This is a genomic window from Streptomyces sp. NPDC001678 (assembly GCF_042892945.1).
In the GTDB taxonomy this organism is placed as follows: domain Bacteria; phylum Actinomycetota; class Actinomycetes; order Streptomycetales; family Streptomycetaceae; genus Streptomyces.
The window spans coordinates 382,612-399,105 of sequence record NZ_JBIAUP010000001.1; the positions used below are offsets into that span (position 1 = coordinate 382,612).

General features: G+C 70.3%; 17 protein-coding genes. 14 read left to right on the top strand and 3 right to left on the bottom strand.

Annotated elements, in window-relative coordinates:
• The first annotated feature begins 20 nt into the window (after positions 1–20).
• From lipB to ACFYZR_RS01735, 4 genes are all read left to right on the top strand, one after another.
• The gene (gene lipB / locus ACFYZR_RS01720; protein WP_391903420.1) at positions 21–854 is read left to right on the top strand and encodes a lipoyl(octanoyl) transferase LipB; all 834 of its coding nucleotides are present in this window, start codon (positions 21–23) and stop codon (positions 852–854) included.
• A 158-nt stretch (positions 855–1,012) separates the two neighbouring features.
• Positions 1,013–1,978 (top strand): lipoyl synthase, encoded by a 966-nt coding sequence (gene lipA, locus ACFYZR_RS01725; protein WP_391903423.1) that lies wholly within the window; start codon positions 1,013–1,015, stop codon positions 1,976–1,978.
• Between the two features lie 218 nt (positions 1,979–2,196).
• On the top strand, positions 2,197–2,457 hold the full coding sequence (locus ACFYZR_RS01730; protein ID WP_391903427.1) for a hypothetical protein: 261 nt from the start codon (positions 2,197–2,199) through the stop codon (positions 2,455–2,457).
• A gap of 10 nt (positions 2,458–2,467) precedes the next feature.
• The gene (locus tag ACFYZR_RS01735; RefSeq protein ID WP_311613601.1) at positions 2,468–3,154 is read left to right on the top strand and encodes a DUF4191 domain-containing protein; all 687 of its coding nucleotides are present in this window, start codon (positions 2,468–2,470) and stop codon (positions 3,152–3,154) included.
• A gap of 86 nt (positions 3,155–3,240) precedes the next feature.
• On the opposite strand, the gene ACFYZR_RS01740 is transcribed toward ACFYZR_RS01735, so the two are convergent.
• On the bottom strand, positions 3,241–3,708 hold the full coding sequence (locus ACFYZR_RS01740; RefSeq protein WP_361697500.1) for an RDD family protein: 468 nt from the start codon (positions 3,706–3,708) through the stop codon (positions 3,241–3,243).
• 231 nt (positions 3,709–3,939) lie between these two features.
• Between ACFYZR_RS01740 and glnA the strand changes: the two genes are divergently transcribed.
• Complete coding sequence (gene glnA, locus ACFYZR_RS01745; protein WP_391903432.1) at positions 3,940–5,349, top strand: type I glutamate--ammonia ligase; 1,410 nt, start codon at positions 3,940–3,942, stop codon at positions 5,347–5,349.
• A gap of 83 nt (positions 5,350–5,432) precedes the next feature.
• Here the strand turns inward: glnA and ACFYZR_RS01750 are convergent, their stop codons facing one another.
• Entirely contained in the window at positions 5,433–6,395 is a 963-nt protein-coding gene (locus tag ACFYZR_RS01750) for a hypothetical protein (protein ID WP_391903435.1), read from the bottom strand.
• A gap of 182 nt (positions 6,396–6,577) precedes the next feature.
• Between ACFYZR_RS01750 and ACFYZR_RS01755 the strand changes: the two genes are divergently transcribed.
• From ACFYZR_RS01755 to ACFYZR_RS01775, 5 genes are all read left to right on the top strand, one after another.
• Positions 6,578–8,023, top strand: a complete 1,446-nt coding sequence (locus ACFYZR_RS01755) for a hypothetical protein (RefSeq protein ID WP_391903438.1) — start codon at positions 6,578–6,580, stop codon at positions 8,021–8,023.
• Positions 8,024–8,230: 207 nt separating this feature from the next.
• Positions 8,231–9,139: a hypothetical protein gene (locus ACFYZR_RS01760; protein WP_391903441.1), complete on the top strand. Its 909-nt coding sequence runs from the start codon at positions 8,231–8,233 to the stop codon at positions 9,137–9,139.
• Positions 9,136–9,399 carry a hypothetical protein gene (locus tag ACFYZR_RS01765; protein WP_391903444.1) on the top strand — a complete coding sequence of 88 codons (264 nt, stop codon included), beginning with the start codon at positions 9,136–9,138 and terminating at the stop codon, positions 9,397–9,399. The genes ACFYZR_RS01760 and ACFYZR_RS01765 overlap by 4 nt, the downstream gene beginning before the upstream one ends.
• A 128-nt stretch (positions 9,400–9,527) precedes the next feature.
• Positions 9,528–10,298 carry an SDR family oxidoreductase gene (locus ACFYZR_RS01770; RefSeq protein ID WP_391903447.1) on the top strand — a complete coding sequence of 257 codons (771 nt, stop codon included), beginning with the start codon at positions 9,528–9,530 and terminating at the stop codon, positions 10,296–10,298.
• Between the two features lie 24 nt (positions 10,299–10,322).
• Entirely contained in the window at positions 10,323–10,694 is a 372-nt protein-coding gene (locus ACFYZR_RS01775; RefSeq protein WP_391903450.1) for an arsenate reductase family protein, read from the top strand.
• A gap of 14 nt (positions 10,695–10,708) precedes the next feature.
• Here the strand turns inward: ACFYZR_RS01775 and ACFYZR_RS01780 are convergent, their stop codons facing one another.
• A complete protein-coding gene (locus ACFYZR_RS01780; protein WP_391903452.1) occupies positions 10,709–11,473 on the bottom strand; it encodes an ArsR/SmtB family transcription factor in 765 nt (254 codons plus the stop codon).
• A 101-nt stretch (positions 11,474–11,574) separates the two neighbouring features.
• Between ACFYZR_RS01780 and ACFYZR_RS01785 the strand changes: the two genes are divergently transcribed.
• From ACFYZR_RS01785 to ACFYZR_RS01800, 4 genes are all read left to right on the top strand, one after another.
• Positions 11,575–13,047 (top strand): MFS transporter, encoded by a 1,473-nt coding sequence (locus tag ACFYZR_RS01785; RefSeq protein WP_391903455.1) that lies wholly within the window; start codon positions 11,575–11,577, stop codon positions 13,045–13,047.
• A gap of 59 nt (positions 13,048–13,106) precedes the next feature.
• The gene (gene sph, locus ACFYZR_RS01790) at positions 13,107–14,087 is read left to right on the top strand and encodes a sphingomyelin phosphodiesterase (protein ID WP_391903458.1); all 981 of its coding nucleotides are present in this window, start codon (positions 13,107–13,109) and stop codon (positions 14,085–14,087) included.
• Between the two features lie 377 nt (positions 14,088–14,464).
• Positions 14,465–15,076: a winged helix-turn-helix domain-containing protein gene (locus ACFYZR_RS01795; protein ID WP_391903461.1), complete on the top strand. Its 612-nt coding sequence runs from the start codon at positions 14,465–14,467 to the stop codon at positions 15,074–15,076.
• A 154-nt stretch (positions 15,077–15,230) separates the two neighbouring features.
• Complete coding sequence (locus ACFYZR_RS01800; protein ID WP_391903464.1) at positions 15,231–16,490, top strand: sensor histidine kinase; 1,260 nt, start codon at positions 15,231–15,233, stop codon at positions 16,488–16,490.
• Positions 16,491–16,494 lie beyond the last annotated feature (4 nt).

Genomic DNA, 16,494 nt, shown 5'->3' on the forward strand with positions numbered 1-16,494 from the left:
CGGTTCGAGGAGGAGCTGCCGTGAGTGAGCTGCGCTTTGTCCATCTGGGCTTCGGTGCGGACGCGGTCGAATACCAGCAGGCCTGGCAGAAGCAGCGCGAGGTCCACGCGGCACGGTTCGCGGACGAAATTCCGGACACCTGTCTGCTGATGGAGCACCCGGCGGTCTACACGGCCGGACGGCGCACGGAGGACAGCGAGCGCCCCCTGGACGGCACCCCGGTTGTCGACGTGGACCGCGGTGGCAAGATCACCTGGCATGGCCCCGGCCAGCTCGTGGGCTACCCGATCCTCAAGCTGCCCCGCCCGGTGGACGTCATCGCGCACGTCCGCCGGCTGGAGGAGGCGCTGATCCGCGCCTGCGCCGAGCTCGGGCTGGAGACGACCCGTATCGAGGGCCGCAGCGGCGTGTGGGTCCTGGGCGACCCGCTGGAGCAGCGCCCCGCACTCGGCGGCCTCAGCCTGGACTTCGACCCCCGTCTGACGGACGAGGAGTTCGACCCCCGGCTGAACGGCCCGGAGTACGCCCCGTCCAACGCGGGCCAGCGCCGTGAGGACCGCAAGCTGGCGGCGATCGGCATCCGGATCGCCAAGGGCGTCACCATGCACGGCTTCGCGATCAACTGTGATCCCGACAACACCTGGTTCGACCGGATCGTCCCCTGCGGCATCCGCGACGCGGGCGTGACGTCCCTGTCGAACGAGCTGGGCCGCCGGGTGACGGTGGCCGAGGTGGTGCCGCTGGTGGAGAAGCACCTGCGGGAGGTCCTGGCGGAGGAGGCACCCAGCCCCCGCGCCGTGGACGCCAAGGCCGTGGACCCCAAGCCCGAGGCGGCCCCGGCCGCGGCGGGCTGAGCCGGACCCATGGCGGGCTGAGCCGGGCCCCTCAGCGGGCCCTCAGCGGGAATGCGCACCGGGATCCATCGGTTACCCAGGGCGCAGAAGTAAGAGCACAGGAAATAACGGGCGTACCCTGGTGTCCGCCGAGGAATCGAAGTCATAGGGAGCCGGACGTGTCCGCAGTCGCACCCGACGGACGCAAGATGCTGCGCTTGGAGGTCCGGAACGCCCAGACCCCCATCGAGCGGAAGCCCGAGTGGATCAAGACCCGCGCGAAGATGGGCCCCGAGTACAAAGAGCTCCATGGCCTGGTGAAGCGCGAGGGCCTGCACACGGTGTGCCAGGAGGCGGGCTGCCCCAACATCTACGAGTGCTGGGAGGACCGCGAGGCCACGTTCCTCATCGGTGGCGACCAGTGCACCCGGCGCTGTGACTTCTGCCAGATCGACACCGGCAAGCCGCAGGCGCTCGACCGCGACGAGCCCCGTCGCGTGGGCGAGTCCGTGGTCGCGATGGACCTGAACTACGCCACCATCACCGGCGTCGCCCGCGACGACCTCGAGGACGGCGGCGCCTGGCTGTACGCGGAGACCGTGCGCCAGATCCACCAGCAGACGGCGGGCCGCGAGGGCGGTCACACCAAGGTCGAGCTGCTCGCGCCCGACTTCAACGCGGTGCCCGAGCTGCTCCAGGAGGTCTTCGAGTCCCGCCCGGAGGTCTTCGCCCACAACGTGGAGACGGTCCCGCGCATCTTCAAGCGCATCCGCCCGGGCTTCCGCTACGAGCGCTCGCTGAAGGTCATCACCGACGCCCGTGAGTTCGGCCTGGTGACGAAGTCCAACCTGATCCTCGGCATGGGCGAGACCCGTGAGGAGATCAGCGAGGCCCTCCAGGACCTCCACGACGCGGGTTGCGACCTGATCACGATCACCCAGTACCTCCGCCCGTCGGTGCGCCATCACCCGGTGGAGCGCTGGGTGAAGCCCCAGGAGTTCGTGGAGCTCAAGGAGGAGGCCGAGGAGATCGGCTTCGCCGGCGTCATGTCCGGCCCGCTGGTCCGCTCCTCGTACCGGGCCGGCCGACTCCACCAGCAGGCCATCGAGAAGCGCGAGGCGGCCGCTTCGGCCCAGGCGGTCTGACCGGCGATCCGACCCGTTCGGCCCTGCAGCGGACCCTGACGCGGCCCGTACCGTTCCTTGCGAAAGCAAGCGAACGGTACGGGCCGCGTCAACGTTTCATAGGTGTTTGACCAAGAGGTCATGCGTTGGTAACACCGTTCGGTGACGATGGGACCACGCACAGCAGTGCGACACCCTCCACGCAACCGAATTCCTTCCGCTCCCGAGGGGACATCGACATGCAGGTCGCGCCCGGTAACGCAGTCTTGGCGACCGCCACCCGCGCCTCCACCGCTCTGCCGTCCACGCTCTCCGTACGGCCCCCGTCCGTCACCGGGGCCCTGCGCGCGCTGGAACGGCTGCTGATGCGCGGTGGCCAGCGCACCGCACGGCGCAACGCGTGGACCGCCGTGCTGGAGGACCGCCGCCGGGCCAAGGACCGGCGCGAGGCCCAGCATGTGCTGGAGGCCATGGCGGCCCCCGGCCCGCGGGCCACGTAAACTTCGCCATATGGCGAGGAAGGAAACATCCGAGAACCCCGGGCGACTGAAGCAGATCGCCCAGACCTACAAGATGACCAAGAAGGTCGACTCGAAGGTCGGTCTTGTCGTCGCGGCTGTGGGCATTGTCACCTTCGGTGTACTCCTTGCCATCGGCTTCTGGCTCGACCACCCGGTCTACCTGGGCATCCTCGGCTTCCTGCTGGCCTTCCTCGCGATGGCGATCGTCTTCGGACGCCGCGCCGAGCGCGCTGCCTTCGGGCAGATGGAGGGCCAGCCGGGAGCCGCCGCCGCGGTCCTGGAGAACATCCGTCGCGGTGGCTGGACGACGACACCCGCGGTCGCGATGAACCGCAATCAGGACGTCGTCCACCGGGCCGTCGGCAAGGCGGGCATCGTGCTGGTCGGCGAGGGCAACCCGAACCGGGTGAAGGCCCTGCTGGCCGCCGAGAAGAAGCGCATGTCGCGCATCGTCGGGGACGTTCCGGTGCACGACATCGTCGTGGGCGAGGGCGAGGGCCAGGTGTCGCTGAAGAAGCTCCACACCACCCTGCTCAAGCTGCCGCGCGTGCTGCCCGGCGCGAAGGTGACGGCCGTGAACGACCGCCTCCGGGCGCTGGGCGACCTGATGAGCAACATGCCCATCCCGAAGGGCCCGGTCCCGGGCAAGGGCATGCGGATGCCGAAGGGCCGCTGACGACACGAGACGACCGAAGCGCGAGGGCGGCTGGAACCACAAGGTTCCAGCCGCCCTCGCGCTTTTACGTGCTCAGATTTACGTGCTCAGATCCGGACCTGAACGGCCCGGGCGAGCCGGTCGTGCAGCCCGCGCGTGTCCCGGTCCCAGATGACGGCGGGGATCACGAGCAGCAGCAGCACGCTGCGCACCAGCACCCGCGGCAGGGAGAGCCGTGTGCCGTCCTCGGCGATGACGCGCAGGCCGAAGACGCGCTTGCCGGGCGTGGAACCGACCGTGCCCACGGTGAGCAGGCTGAGCACAAGGAAGATCAGCAGTGCCCAGTTGCCGGCGCGCTGCTGGTTCCCCTGGGCGAGGAACGCGAATGCGATGAGCATGCAGAGCGCCCAGTCGATGGCGAGGGCGCCGAACCGCCGTCCGAGCGGGGCGACGGAGCCCGGCCCGCTCTCCGGCAGACCGAGGCGCTCACCCCGGTGCCCGAATTCGATGCCCATGTCCTCCGCGGCCGCGCGGGGCCCGGAGAGCCATGATCCGATTGCTTGCCTGTTGTCCACCCGTCCACGGTACTGGGCCCGCATACGTTTCCAGGGTCCCGGGTCCCCCGAGAAGGCCCCTTTTACCCGGCGTACCCGACGAGACCGTCCCTCCGCCGGTTAACCTCGGCGAAACAGATGGGTCATCCTTGAGAAATCCCGTCTCTCTAGGGTCGACGACAGCGCGTCCATGCGGTACACGCGCCGCCGAAGCAATCCCCGACCGCGAGCGGCCGGGCTAGGAGGACTTGGATGTTCCAGAACGCCGACGAGGCCAAGAAGTTCATCTCGGATGAGGACGTCAAGTTCGTCGACGTCCGCTTCTGCGACCTGCCGGGCGTGATGCAGCACTTCACGATCCCGGCCACGGCGTTCGACCCCGACGAGGAGCTGGCCTTCGACGGCTCCTCCATCCGCGGCTTCCAGGCCATCCACGAGTCGGACATGGCGCTGCGCGCGGACCTCTCCACGGCCCGTATGGACCCGTTCCGCCGCGACAAGACGCTGAACATCAACTTCTTCATCCACGACCCGATCACGGGTGAGCAGTACAGCCGCGACCCGCGCAACATCGCCAAGAAGGCCGAGGCCTACCTCGCCTCCACCGGCATCGCGGACACCGCGTTCTTCGGCCCCGAAGCCGAGTTCTACGTCTTCGACAGCGTCCGCTTCGAGACCAGCGCGAACCAGTCCTTCTACCACATCGACTCCGAGGCGGGCGCCTGGAACACCGGTGCGGAGGGCGACAACCGCGGCTACAAGGTCCGTTACAAGGGCGGCTACTTCCCGGCCCCGCCGGTCGACCACTTCGCCGACCTGCGCGCCGAGATCTCCCTGGAGCTGGACAAGGCCGGCCTGCAGGTCGAGCGCCAGCACCACGAGGTCGGCACCGCCGGCCAGGCCGAGATCAACTACAAGTTCAACACGCTGCTCGCCGCCGCCGACGACCTGATGCTCTTCAAGTACATCGTGAAGAACGTCGCCTGGCGCAACGGCAAGACCGCGACCTTCATGCCCAAGCCGATCTTCGGTGACAACGGCTCCGGCATGCACGTCCACCAGTCCCTGTGGAGCAACGGCGAGCCCCTCTTCTACGACGAGCAGGGCTACGCGGGCCTCTCGGACACCGCCCGCTACTACATCGGCGGCATCCTCAAGCACGCCCCGTCACTGCTGGCCTTCACCAACCCCACGGTGAACTCCTACCACCGCCTGGTCCCGGGCTTCGAGGCCCCGGTCAACCTGGTCTACTCGCAGCGCAACCGCTCCGCCGCCATGCGCATCCCGATCACGGGCTCCAACCCCAAGGCCAAGCGCGTCGAGTTCCGCGCCCCGGACCCGTCCTCCAACCCCTACCTCGCCTTCTCGGCCCTCCTCCTGGCCGGCCTCGACGGCGTCAAGAACAAGATCGAGCCCGCCGAGCCGATCGACAAGGACCTCTACGAGCTCGCCCCCGACGAGCACGCGAACGTCCCCCAGGTCCCGACCTCCCTCCCGGCCGTCCTCGAGGCCCTCGAGGCCGACAACGAGTACCTCCAGGCCGGCGGCGTCTTCACCTCCGACCTGATCGAGACCTGGATCGACTACAAGCGCACCAACGAGATCGCCCCGATCCAGCTGCGCCCGCACCCGCACGAGTTCGAGATGTACTTCGACATCTAAGCCGCGGTTTCCGTGCGAAGGCCGCCACTCCGCTCCGGGGTGGCGGCCTTCGCCGTGAGGGCTTTTACGCGGAGGGAGCGAAACTACGCCGCAGGCGGCTCAGGGACACGCCAGGTGATCCGGAACCGCTCGGTATCGGGAAGCCCGAGCGGGCCCACGGGACTAATCTGCTTGATCAGATAGCCGAAGACCATGTGATGCGCCTCCTCCGACACCTCGCCCCAGGTGTCCGGAGTCACGATCATCACCTCGCGCATCAGGCTCAGGTCCGACTCGTTCTCCAGCATCTCCGCCCGGTCGTCCCGATCCATCGTCTCGTCGGCGTGCATGGCACGGATCGACGCCGCGAGGAGATTCGGCTCGCGGCTCAGCCGCCGGAGAATCTCCTGGCAGCCGTACCGAAAGACCGCGTACGCCTCCATGGCCTCCCGGTCGGGATTGTGGTATCCGTACGGCGCGCCCTGCTCCGCCCCTACGTAGTCGCCCTTCAGTATGTGCAGCAGGACTCTCAGCGTGTGTTCGGCTCCATGCTCCTCTATCTCCTTCACCATCAGCCGGACCCAATCGTCCTCCGATACCAGCGGCTCGTGCGGAACAGCGAGCGACGGGTGGATCTCGATGGCGCTGAACGGGTTGAGCATCACGCCCATGACCAGCTCCGGCGTCCACTTACCGTCCTCACCTCCCCAACCGCCGTTGACGAGCTCCTGGAACGACTTCAGGGCACCCGACTCCCCTTCACGGACGGCGCGCCACAGTGGCAGGAACCTGGCGCTCTCGGACTCCTCGTCCCGGGGCGGGCTGCACTGGCCGGCCAGGACCACGACGATGTCGCGGACGGTTTCCCAGCGCGGCACCCGTTTCCCGTTGACGGCGGACCGCACGGTCTCATGGCTGGCTGCCGACATCAGGTCTTGGCGGCCGTTGATGAGCGTGCTCACCTTCCGGAAGCTCAACAGGCCTGCGGCCCGGTGGAGCTCCTGCAGCGCTTCGACCAGCTCTCGGTGCGGGCCGTTCGGTTGGGGCGAGGTGTTGGAAGCGGGCACGCGAGTTCTCCCTGCTCAAGGTGTCAAGTTTCGCCAACACCGTAGAAGCCGCAGGCCAGAGCCGAGGCAGCTTTCGTCAAGTTCGCCATCCGGCCCGCCAAACCGTGACTCGCGGCCGGACAGCGAGGTGAGCATGGAAAAGGCGCCGATCGGAGCGCCACCATCCAAGGAGTTTGTCACTCATGCACATCCCTGCCTACGCCCGTGCCACGATCCGTGCCGCCCTGCCGATCGTGCCCACCTCGCGCCAGGTCGGCGGCCTGGACTGCTGTCTGTGCGACGAGCCGTTCGGCGAGGACCTTGCGGCCATACCCCTCGGGCCGACACCGACGTCCGGGCTGTTCGGGTGCCGTCCCTGTCTGACCCGGTTGATCACCCGGGCACGGCGGACCCGCGACGCCGCTCTGGCCCAGGACGCCGAGCGGGCCCAAGCGGAGTCCGCGGCCTGGCTGCCTGTACGTGAGCGGCATCTCGCCCGGCTCGACAGCGTGCGGCAGGCCGCGGAGGCCGTGGCCGGGCTGGCCAGGGACGGTGGGACCGAGGCGCTGCAGGTCGCCTGGCTGCTGGTCTCACTGGAATCGGCGCACACCTGGGTCCCGGACGCACCCGAGCCGCCGGCATCTGTGGATCGCGAGGACTCGGAGCTGAGGGACGAGGCCTTCCGGCTCGACCTGGCCATGATCACGGCACGAGAGGCGGTGGCAGAGCGGCTCGTCTACCACCTGATCAATGAGGCGCAGCCCGCGGAACCGGAGATGTGCGAGGAACTCGAGTGCCCGGAAGGCTGCTCGGGCCGCCATGACTCCTCACACATCGACTGCGGGCCCGACGCCGTCTTCGAGGATCTGGCGAGACACGGAATCACCGTGGAACAGCCGGAGCCCGAACCCCTGTCATCTCTGCTCGGGACGCTCTTGGGGCCTGCCGAGGCCGAGGAAAAGCGCTCACCGCTTCCGGACATCGAGGAACAGTTCTCCGTTGTCCTGGCCCACTTCGGCATCGACGCGAACGATACGGACGTCCTACTGAGCGCGGCAGCGGTCGGTCTGGTCGCCGACGCCTGGCGTGAAGGACCGCTGGAGGTGATCCACGCGGCCGACGACGGGCCGAGCGATGGGGAGATCTTCGCCCAGAGTGTCGATCTGTACCGCAGGGCCCGCGCGGCGCTGGCGGCTGCGCGGGACGACAGGCCCGAGGCGCTGCGCGCGTTCGTGGCCGTCGCCTCGAACGTGGACCTTCCGTGGGCCGGCGGCTCGCGTTTTACGCTGCGGGCGGTGTCCGGATCCGTGACGGAGTTCGTCCAGCACGTCGACGCCCGGGTCCGGTCCACCACTGAGGTGATGCGTGAGCAAGGCTGGCGCGCGGCACTGCTGCGTAGAGCCGCCTCGGCCGCGTTCAAAGCCCCCGCCCCACTTCGGAATGCCGGGCTGGCCTGGCGCCGTCGCCTCGGCGATGGAGCGTCTGGCCGCGCTGGACCGGTCGGGCGCACCCGAGGCACTGTCCGACCTCGCGGCAGTGGAGGCCGCGTTGCTCAAAGCGCCCGACCGGTTGGGGGCGGACGCCCTCGACTGGATGTCCCGCCAGGCCCTGCTCGCCTAACGCGCCCACCCGGCCCGCCCGTCCACTGACAGGATCGGGTCGGGAAAGCGCTCGCACCCAGATATACCCCCGATGCATCCGGCTCGCGGAGAGTCGGCGGGCGGCAATTTCCTACGGGCCCCGGCACCCGAGGACGCCGCACATGGGCGTGGTTCGCCCAGCCTCCGCAGACTGACACCAGTGGTTCACCAGGTATGCGACCTGAAGTGCCAGCCGGGGTGGCGCGAGGTATCGACATGCCCAGAAGCACTGACAAATCCCTGGCCCGTACCCGTATGCAGTTCTTGGGCGAGCCCAGGCAAGCCGCTCTCGGCGCAGTTCCGCGTGACAGCACTCTCGGTCTGGAAACTTGTTCACCGGCTCAGCGCCGGCTCCGAGCCCTGCTGGCACTCGGGCTGTTCAACCGCCCAGGGGCCTGGCAACCCTACCGCGAGGCTGCCGCCCGGGGACTGCACACCCTCGTTGCATACGACATCATCGTCTCTGCGCAATTCGAACAGCTCGTGTTCATCACGGACGTGCCTCACAATGCGACCCCGTACCTCCTGCCGAGGCCCGACGGCGTCACGAGTCTGCCGGGACTCCGGCTTGAGGAGTTCCGCGGACCGTGTACCTATCTGACGCGCCATCTACCCACCGGCGCCAAGCTCGTTATCACTGGCAACCGCTCGGGAACCTGGAACGGCGCGCCGCGCCCTTCCCCTCAATGGGATTTCCACACCGCCGACAGACCGCTGATGAAGACCGAACGCTCACGCCTGAATCAGGTACCCGAGATCAGTGACGAGGCAGAACAGCTGTTGGCCGGACTCATCTGCCGCATCGCGGCCAGGGACCCACACAGCAGATGGGCGATCGGCAACTGGTTCTCCGGCCTCTTGGAACGCCCAGGTTGGCACCGCATCGGAGACGAGGGCCGGTATGAGAAGCAGCTCAGTGAAGTGGGTAACCGATGGACGCTTCGGTGGAGCGGCTTCCCGTATGCCAACGATGCGGCTGCCTCACTGACCAGCGCGCCGATCGGTATCCCCGGCGCCGTCGCGCATGTTGTCGATGACTGCATCGATGTCAGACTCGGTCACGCAGTCCTGCGTCTCTTCGCGTGGCGCGGCCCGTCCCGGCAGAAGGCGGGGGCCGCGCTGTGAAGTGGGACGAAGTAACCCTGGTCATCCTCGCAGCGTTCGGCTGCGTCACGCTGCTGCTGACGCAGATCAGCGAGGTGCTGTCGAGGGTGCCACAGGTCATCCGTGCGTGGCGGCAGGTACGGCAGGAACTGAACGGCGGTACCGACTCCGGTTCTCGGGCCCGCTCAACGAGCGCCACCACCCCAGACACACCCATGGCCGACCCCAACGATGGAGGCCGGACCCTCAGAGAGCCCAGAGCCGAGCAGGACGAGGGCTGATCCAGTCAACGGCCCCACCGGTAAAACCTGTTTGGGATTGCCAACCCTTTCCCTGTCACATTCCTTCCTCCACGGACGTCATGGCAGCGGAGATCACGAAACAGCCGCGAAGCGAACGGGGAAGAGCCATGACGACGTCCACCATCCTGGTCACCGGAGGCACCGGCACGCTCGGGAAGCTCGTCGTCCCGTTGCTGCGGGAGGCCGGGCGGGAGGTGCGGGTGCTGAGCCGTCGTGGGGGTGAGTCCGGGGGCGGGGTGACGCATGTGACCGGTGATCTGGTCAAGGACGAGGGGGTCGAGGCCGCCGTCGAGGGGGCCGGGGTCGTGCTGCATCTCGCGGGCGGGCCCAAGGGCGACGATGTGGCGACCCGGAATCTGGTGCGGGCCGCGCGGCGGGCCGGGGTGGGGCATCTGGTGTACATCTCCGTCATCGGGGCGGACACGGTCCCGCTGGGCTACTTCAGGGCCAAGCTGGAGGCCGAGCGGCTCGTGGCGGGGTCCGGGCTGCCCTGGACTACGCTGCGCGCCGCCCAGTTCCATGATCTGGCCCTGACCGTGGTGGCGAAGATGACGAAGCTGCCGCTGGTCCCGGCCCCCGGTGGGGTGCGCTGGCAGCCGGTCGACGCGCGCGAGGTGGCCGCCCGGCTGGTGGAGCTGGCGCTCGGCGAGCCCGCCGGCGCGGTGGCCGATCTCGCCGGGCCGGAGGTGTTCGAGCTGGCCGAGCTGAGCCGCGGCTATCTGCGGGCGAGTGGCAGGCGGCGGCCGATGGTGCCGGTGCGGGTACCCGGCAAGGTAGGCCGGGCGTACCGGGCCGGGGAGAACCTCGTCCTCGACGGGGCCGTCACGGGGCGGCGGACCTGGGAGGACTTTCTGACGGAGCGGGTGGGCGGCCGGTAGGCCCCGGGGCTTTACTGTCGGGTCATGGAGATCTGGATCAATCCCGCCTGTTCGAAGTGCCGCAGCGCGCTCTCGTTGCTCGATGCCGAAGGAGCCGGTTATTCCGTCCGGCGTTATCTCGAGGACGTGCCCACCGTCGAGGAGATTCGCGCTGTCCTGGAGCGCCTGGGGCTGGAGCCCTGGGACATCACCCGGACCCAGGAGGCCGTGGCCAAGGAGCTCGGGGTCAAGGACTGGCCCCGGGACGCGACTGCGCGCGATCGGTGGGTGGAGGCGCTGGCGGCCCATCCGAAGCTGATCCAGCGGCCCATCATCACCGCCGACGACGGCTCGGCCGTGGTGGGGCGTACCGAGGAGGCCGTACGGGAGGCGCTGGCCCGGTCGTCACGAGGCTAGGTCACGCCGCTAGGTCACGCCGCCGCTGGGTCGCCCACGCCGAAGGTGTCCGCGAGCCCGCGTGTCCCCGCCTCCGTGAGGTGGACGACGCGTGGGCTCGCCCCGTGCCGGAGCCAGCCTAGGGTGAAGAGCCGGGCGGTCAGGGCGGCGCCCAGCGCGCCGGCGAGGTGGTGCTGGTGTTCGCTCCAGTCGACGCAGTACCGGATGGCCGGGCGGCGCCGGGGCAGGCCCTCGACGTCCACGCCGAAGGCGGTCAGGGCCGTGCGGCCGGGGGCGGTGAGCCGGTACGCGGCGTCGTGGCCGTAGGCGGCGGGGCGGTCGCGGACGGCGGTCTCGGAACGATGAGTTCCGTCGTGGCCGGTGAGCAGGCCGCGGTCGAGGAGGGCGCGCATCAGGGCGACGCCGACGTGGCCGGCCAGGTGGTCGTAGCAGGTGCGGGCGCGGTGGAGGGCGTTGGCGACGCCGCTGTCGCGCAGGGAGCGCACCGGCAGGGGCGGGGCGATGAGGGCGAGCGCCTCCAGCGCGGTGGCGACGTCGGGGCCGGTGAGGCGGTAGTAGCGGTGCCGGCCTCCGCGCACGGCCGTGACCAGGCCGCCGGACGTGAGCCGGGCGAGGTGGGCGCTGACGGTGGGGGCGCTCACGCCCGCCTCCCTGGCGAGGGCGCCCGCCGACAGGGGGCGGCCGTCGCACAGCGCCTTGAGGATCCGGGCGCGGGACGGGTCCGCGATCAGGGCGGCGGCGCGGGCGACATCGGGCTGGTGGTTGATCACAGGACTCACGGGGCTCATGGGACTCACAGGGCTCACAGGGCTCACTAGGTCAATCTACGACGAGCATGCTTCGATGATCAGCGAAGTGTGCGAGGTCGAGACTCGTCGTCGTGACAGTGACCACAGCACCCTCGCGGCTTCCCCTCCTCTCCCTCAGCCTCGGCTACTTCCTGGTGATGCTGGACGTCACCGTCGTCACCGTGGCCGTCCCCGACATCGGCGCCTCGCTCCACGCCGGGCCGGCCGCCCTCCAGTGGTGTGTCGACGGATACAGCACCGTCTTCGCGGGGCTGTTGCTGCTCGGCGGCGGGCTGGGCGACCGGTTCGGGCACCGGCGGGTGTTCCTGTGGGGGCTGGGCGTCTTCATCGCCGCGTCGGCCGCCTGCGGGCTGGCCACCACGGCGGGTGCCCTGGTGGCGGGGCGGCTGGCGCAGGGCGCGGGGGCCGCGTTCCTGGTGCCGGCCTCGCTGGCGCTGCTGCGCGCCGCCCATCCGGAGCGGACCGCGCGGGCCAGGGCGGTCGCGGTGTGGGGGGCCGTGGCCTCGATCGCCTTCGGGGCGGGGCCCGTGGTGGGCGGGCTGCTGGTGGCCGGGCTGGACTGGCGGGCGGTGTTCTGGCTGAACCTGCCGGTGGGCGGCCTCACCGTTCTCCTGACCGTAAGACACATTCCCAACGTCCGGAACGGCGGCCACGGGCGGATGGACCCCGCCGGTCAGGTGCTGGCCGTGGTCGGTCTCGTGGCGCTGGCCGGGGCGCTCAACGAAGCGGGGACGGCCGGCTGGACCGCTCCCCCGGTGCTCGCGGCGGCCGCGACGGGCGTGGCGGCGCTGGCCGCGTTCGCCGTCGTGGAGCACCGGCTGGAGCACCGGCTGGAGCGCCGACTGGAGGACCCGCTGGGGGCCACGGCGACGGACCGACGTCCGCTGCTGCCGCTCTCCCTGTTCCGGCGAAAGGCCTTCTCCGCCACCGCCGCCGTCGGCTTCCTGATCAGCTTCGGCTACTACGGCATGCTGTTCCTCTCCACGCTCTACTTCCGGCAGGAGCGCGGTTACGACGCCCTGGAGACCGGGCTGGCCCTGCTGCCCTCGGTCTGCATGGGCCTGGTCGCGGCGCCGCTGCTGAGCCGGGTGAGCGCGCGTACGGGCCCGTACGCGCCCATGACCGCCGGGCTGTTCGTGGGGGCGGCGGGTTTCCTGGGCTGGCTGGTCGCCGGGCCGGGCGTGCCGTATCCCGCGCTGCTGTTCGCGCTCGTCGCCACGGGCCTGGGCCAGACGACGACGGCGCTCGCCGCCACGGCCGCCGTCATCGACGCGGCGCCGGCGGACGGTACGGGCGTGGCGTCCGCGGTCTTCAATGTCGCCCGGCAGGTGGGCAGTGCCACCGGGGTGGCCCTGTTCGGCACGGTGACCACGGCGGCGGGCGGCTTCACCGCCGGGCTGCGGGTGTCGGCGGTGCTCGCGGCGGCCGCGTTCCTGACGGGTGGGGTGCTCGCCACCGCGCTTCTGCTGGGGGCGCTGAGGAGGCGGCGACGGCTCTTGTCCCGCGCGTCGGCTGACGGAAACCTGCCCGCCATCGGGTGCTAACGGCAACTGATCTGATGTGCCGGGCCCGTTGAGGATCACCGACCGTCCAGGGAGTCGCTGTGCCGTTCACGAAGACCGCCGGATCCATCGCCCTGTCCGCCGCCGCCCTGCTCACCGCCGCCGTCCTGCCGCAGCAGGCCCGGGCGGCGGAGCGGGCCGACACCCCGCGGCTGAAGGTGCTCACTTACAACACGTTCCTCATGAGCACGAGCCTCTACCCCAACTGGGGCCAGGCGCACCGCGCCAAGGAGATAGCCGCCGCCGGTTTCTTCCAGGGCAATGACGTCGTGGTGCTCCAGGAGGCCTTCGACAACGCCGCCTCGGACGACCTGAAGGCCCGGGCGGCCGCGGGCTATCCGTACCAGACGCCGGTCGTCGGCCGGAGCAAGGACGGCTGGGACGCGACCGGGGGCGCCTTCTCCACGACGACCCCGGAGGACGGCGGGGTGACCGTGCTCAGCAAGTGGCCGATCGTCCGCAAGGAGCAGGTGATCTACAAGGACGCGTGCGGCGCCGACTGGTGGTCCAACAAGGGCTTCGCCTATGTCGTCCTGAACGTGAACGGCACCAAGGTGCACCTGGTGGGGACGCACGCCCAGTCGACGGACAGCGGCTGCAAGGCCGGGGAGGCGGAGGCCGACCGCGCCAAGCAGTTCCGGCAGATCGACGCGTTCCTCGACGCCAAGCACATCCCGGCGGACGAGCAGGTGATGGTCGCGGGCGACCTGAACGTGGACTCGCGGAGCGAGGAGTACGCCTCGATGCTCGCCGACGCCGATCTGGCCCCGGCGGACGGCCGCACCGGGCACCCGTACTCCTTCGACACCAAGGAGAACTCGATCGCGGCATACCGCTACCCCACCGACCCCCGCGAGGACCTCGACTACGTCCTCCACCGCAACGGTCACGTCCGGCCCCTGGGCTGGACGAACTCCGTGATCAAGGAGAGCTCGGCACCCTGGAAGGCCTCCAGCTGGGGCAAGGAGTACACGTACACCAACCTCAGCGATCACTACCCGGTGGCCGCCTCGGCGAGTTGATCAGGACTCGGCGAGCCGATCAAGAGTTGATCACCTCACGGGCCGACCGCCGGTAACCCGGCCCATAGCAACACCCAAGATCGCCAAGGTTCCGTATTCACTGGTCGGCAGGGCTCCTGTCGCGTGGCCGGCCATGCTTCAATAGGGGGCATGGCCAGCTACCAGAACTCCGCGACGGGTCGCTTCGACCTCGAGCCCTTCTGGCCTTCCCGTCAGCACCACGACTTCGACCGAGTGTGTTGTCGCGCGATTCCCGCGCAGGCCCACTCCTCCCGCTGACCCGCGTCGAAGTCAGCCGCCGGTACCGTTTCCGGCCAAGCGGCCCGCGCCACGCACGTCCTCTCGACGGCTTCTCGCGCGAAAGAGCTGAGCTCTCCATGACGAACCTCCGCACCCTCACCGCGTCCCCGCAGATCCCCGCCCAGGCCGGCCATGGCGACCGCCGCCACCGGCTGCGGGCCGTGGCCCCGGACGAGGTGCCGCCCGTCGCCGAGCTGCTGCACGCCGGGGCGACCTGGCTGCCGGCGCCCCAGCACGCGCTGCCCACCCTGCCGGGCCGGCCGCCGATGATCGGGTACCTGGTGCTCGTACCGGCCGAGCAGGCCGAGGCCGCCCTGACCGGGCAGCCGGGGCCGGACGGCCGGCCGGGGCAGGACGGACCGGCCGCCCCGCAGACCGCGCCCGCCACTGAGGGCGACGCGCTGGTGAGCATCGACCCCGAGCAGCGAACGGCGAGCGTCGCGGGCCGCCCGCTGGACCTGACCTACCTCGAGTTCGAGCTGCTGGCCCACTTCGTCGCCCACCCGCACCGGGTGCACACCCGCGACCAGCTGGTGACGACGGTGTGGGGCTACGGGCACGTGGGCGACGGACGCACCGTCGACGTCCATGTCGCCCGGCTGCGCCGCAAGATGGGCGCCGAGTACCGCTCGTCGATCGTCACCGTCCGCCGCGTCGGCTACAAGTACGCGCCCCCGGCGTCCCTCTGAACCTGCCCCAGACCCTGGCCTCCCCTCCCATGGTGGTGCTGGGTACACCCCCGGCCGGCGTCCGGACCCCGTGACCGGGCGCGGCCGGACCCCGCAGACTTGTTCCCGCGGGCCGGCGCACGGCCCGCGGGACGATCCGTGGGGAGAGGGAAGCATGAAGGTCCGGGAAGGCCTGCTGGCCGGGGCGCGTGGATTCTGGCTGGCGGTGTCCGGGGCGGTGGCGGCGACCGTGCTGTTCGCGTTCACGATGGTGTCGATCGTCCTGATCGTGCTGGGCGTGGGACTGTTCACGACCCCGCTCGTGCTCAGGGCCGTCCGGGCCCACGCCAACCAGTGCCGGGCCCAGGCGCTGGACTGGTCCGGGGTGCGCATCCCGGTCCCCTACGGGCCGCCGCCCGTGACGAGGGGCGGGTTCACCGGCCGGGTCGAGCTGTGTCTGGCCCTGCTCAAGGACCGCACCACATGGCGGGACGCGCAGTGGCTGCTGGTCCAGATGACGGGCGGCATCCTCACCGCGATGCTTCCGGCCATCCTGCTGGTGTACGCGGTCTGGGGCCCGGTGCTGGCCCTCGGCGTCTGGAAGCCGATCGTGAACGCCGGGGGCAACGAGTGGTTCGCGTTCATCCACATCACCGACCAGACGTCGGCGAACATGGCGGCCGGCCTCGGCATCGCCCTCGGCATCCTCGGACTCTTCGTCAACCCCCGTCTGCTGCGCTTCCACTTCGGGCTGGCGGCGGCCCTGCTGCGGCCCACCCGGGAGACCGAGCTGGCCCGGCGCGTCGACCGGCTCACCGAGACCCGCTACGAGGCCGTGGACAGCTCCGCCGCCGAACTGCGCCGTATCGAGCGCGACCTCCACGACGGGGCGCAGGCCCGGCTCGTCGCCATGGGCATGAGCCTGGGCACCGTCGAGGCGCTGATCGAGAAGGACCCCGCCGAGGCCAGACGGCTGCTGGCGGCCGCCCGCGCCGGTACCGCGGAGACCCTCACCGAGCTGCGCGACCTCGTCCGGGGCATCCACCCGCCCGTGCTGGCCGAGCGGGGGCTCGCCGACGCCGTGCGCGCCCTGGCGCTGCGGCTGCCGCTCGCCGTCGAGGTGGACGTGGAGCTGGCGGGCCGGGCCGCCGAACCGGTCGAGTCCGCCGCGTACTTCGCGATCAGCGAGGCCCTGACCAACGCGGCCAAGCACTCCGGCGCCGCCCGGATCTGGCTGGACGTCCGGCACGTGGAGGGCACCCTGCGGATCGCGGTGACCGACAACGGCCGCGGTGGCGCCGACCCGGCGGGCGGCACGGGGCTGCGCGGCATCGAGCGCCGGCTGGGCGCCTTCGACGGTGTGCTGGCCGTCAACAGCCCGGCGGGCGGCCCGACGATGGTCACGATGGAGATCCCCTGCGCCCTCACCCGGTGACGCC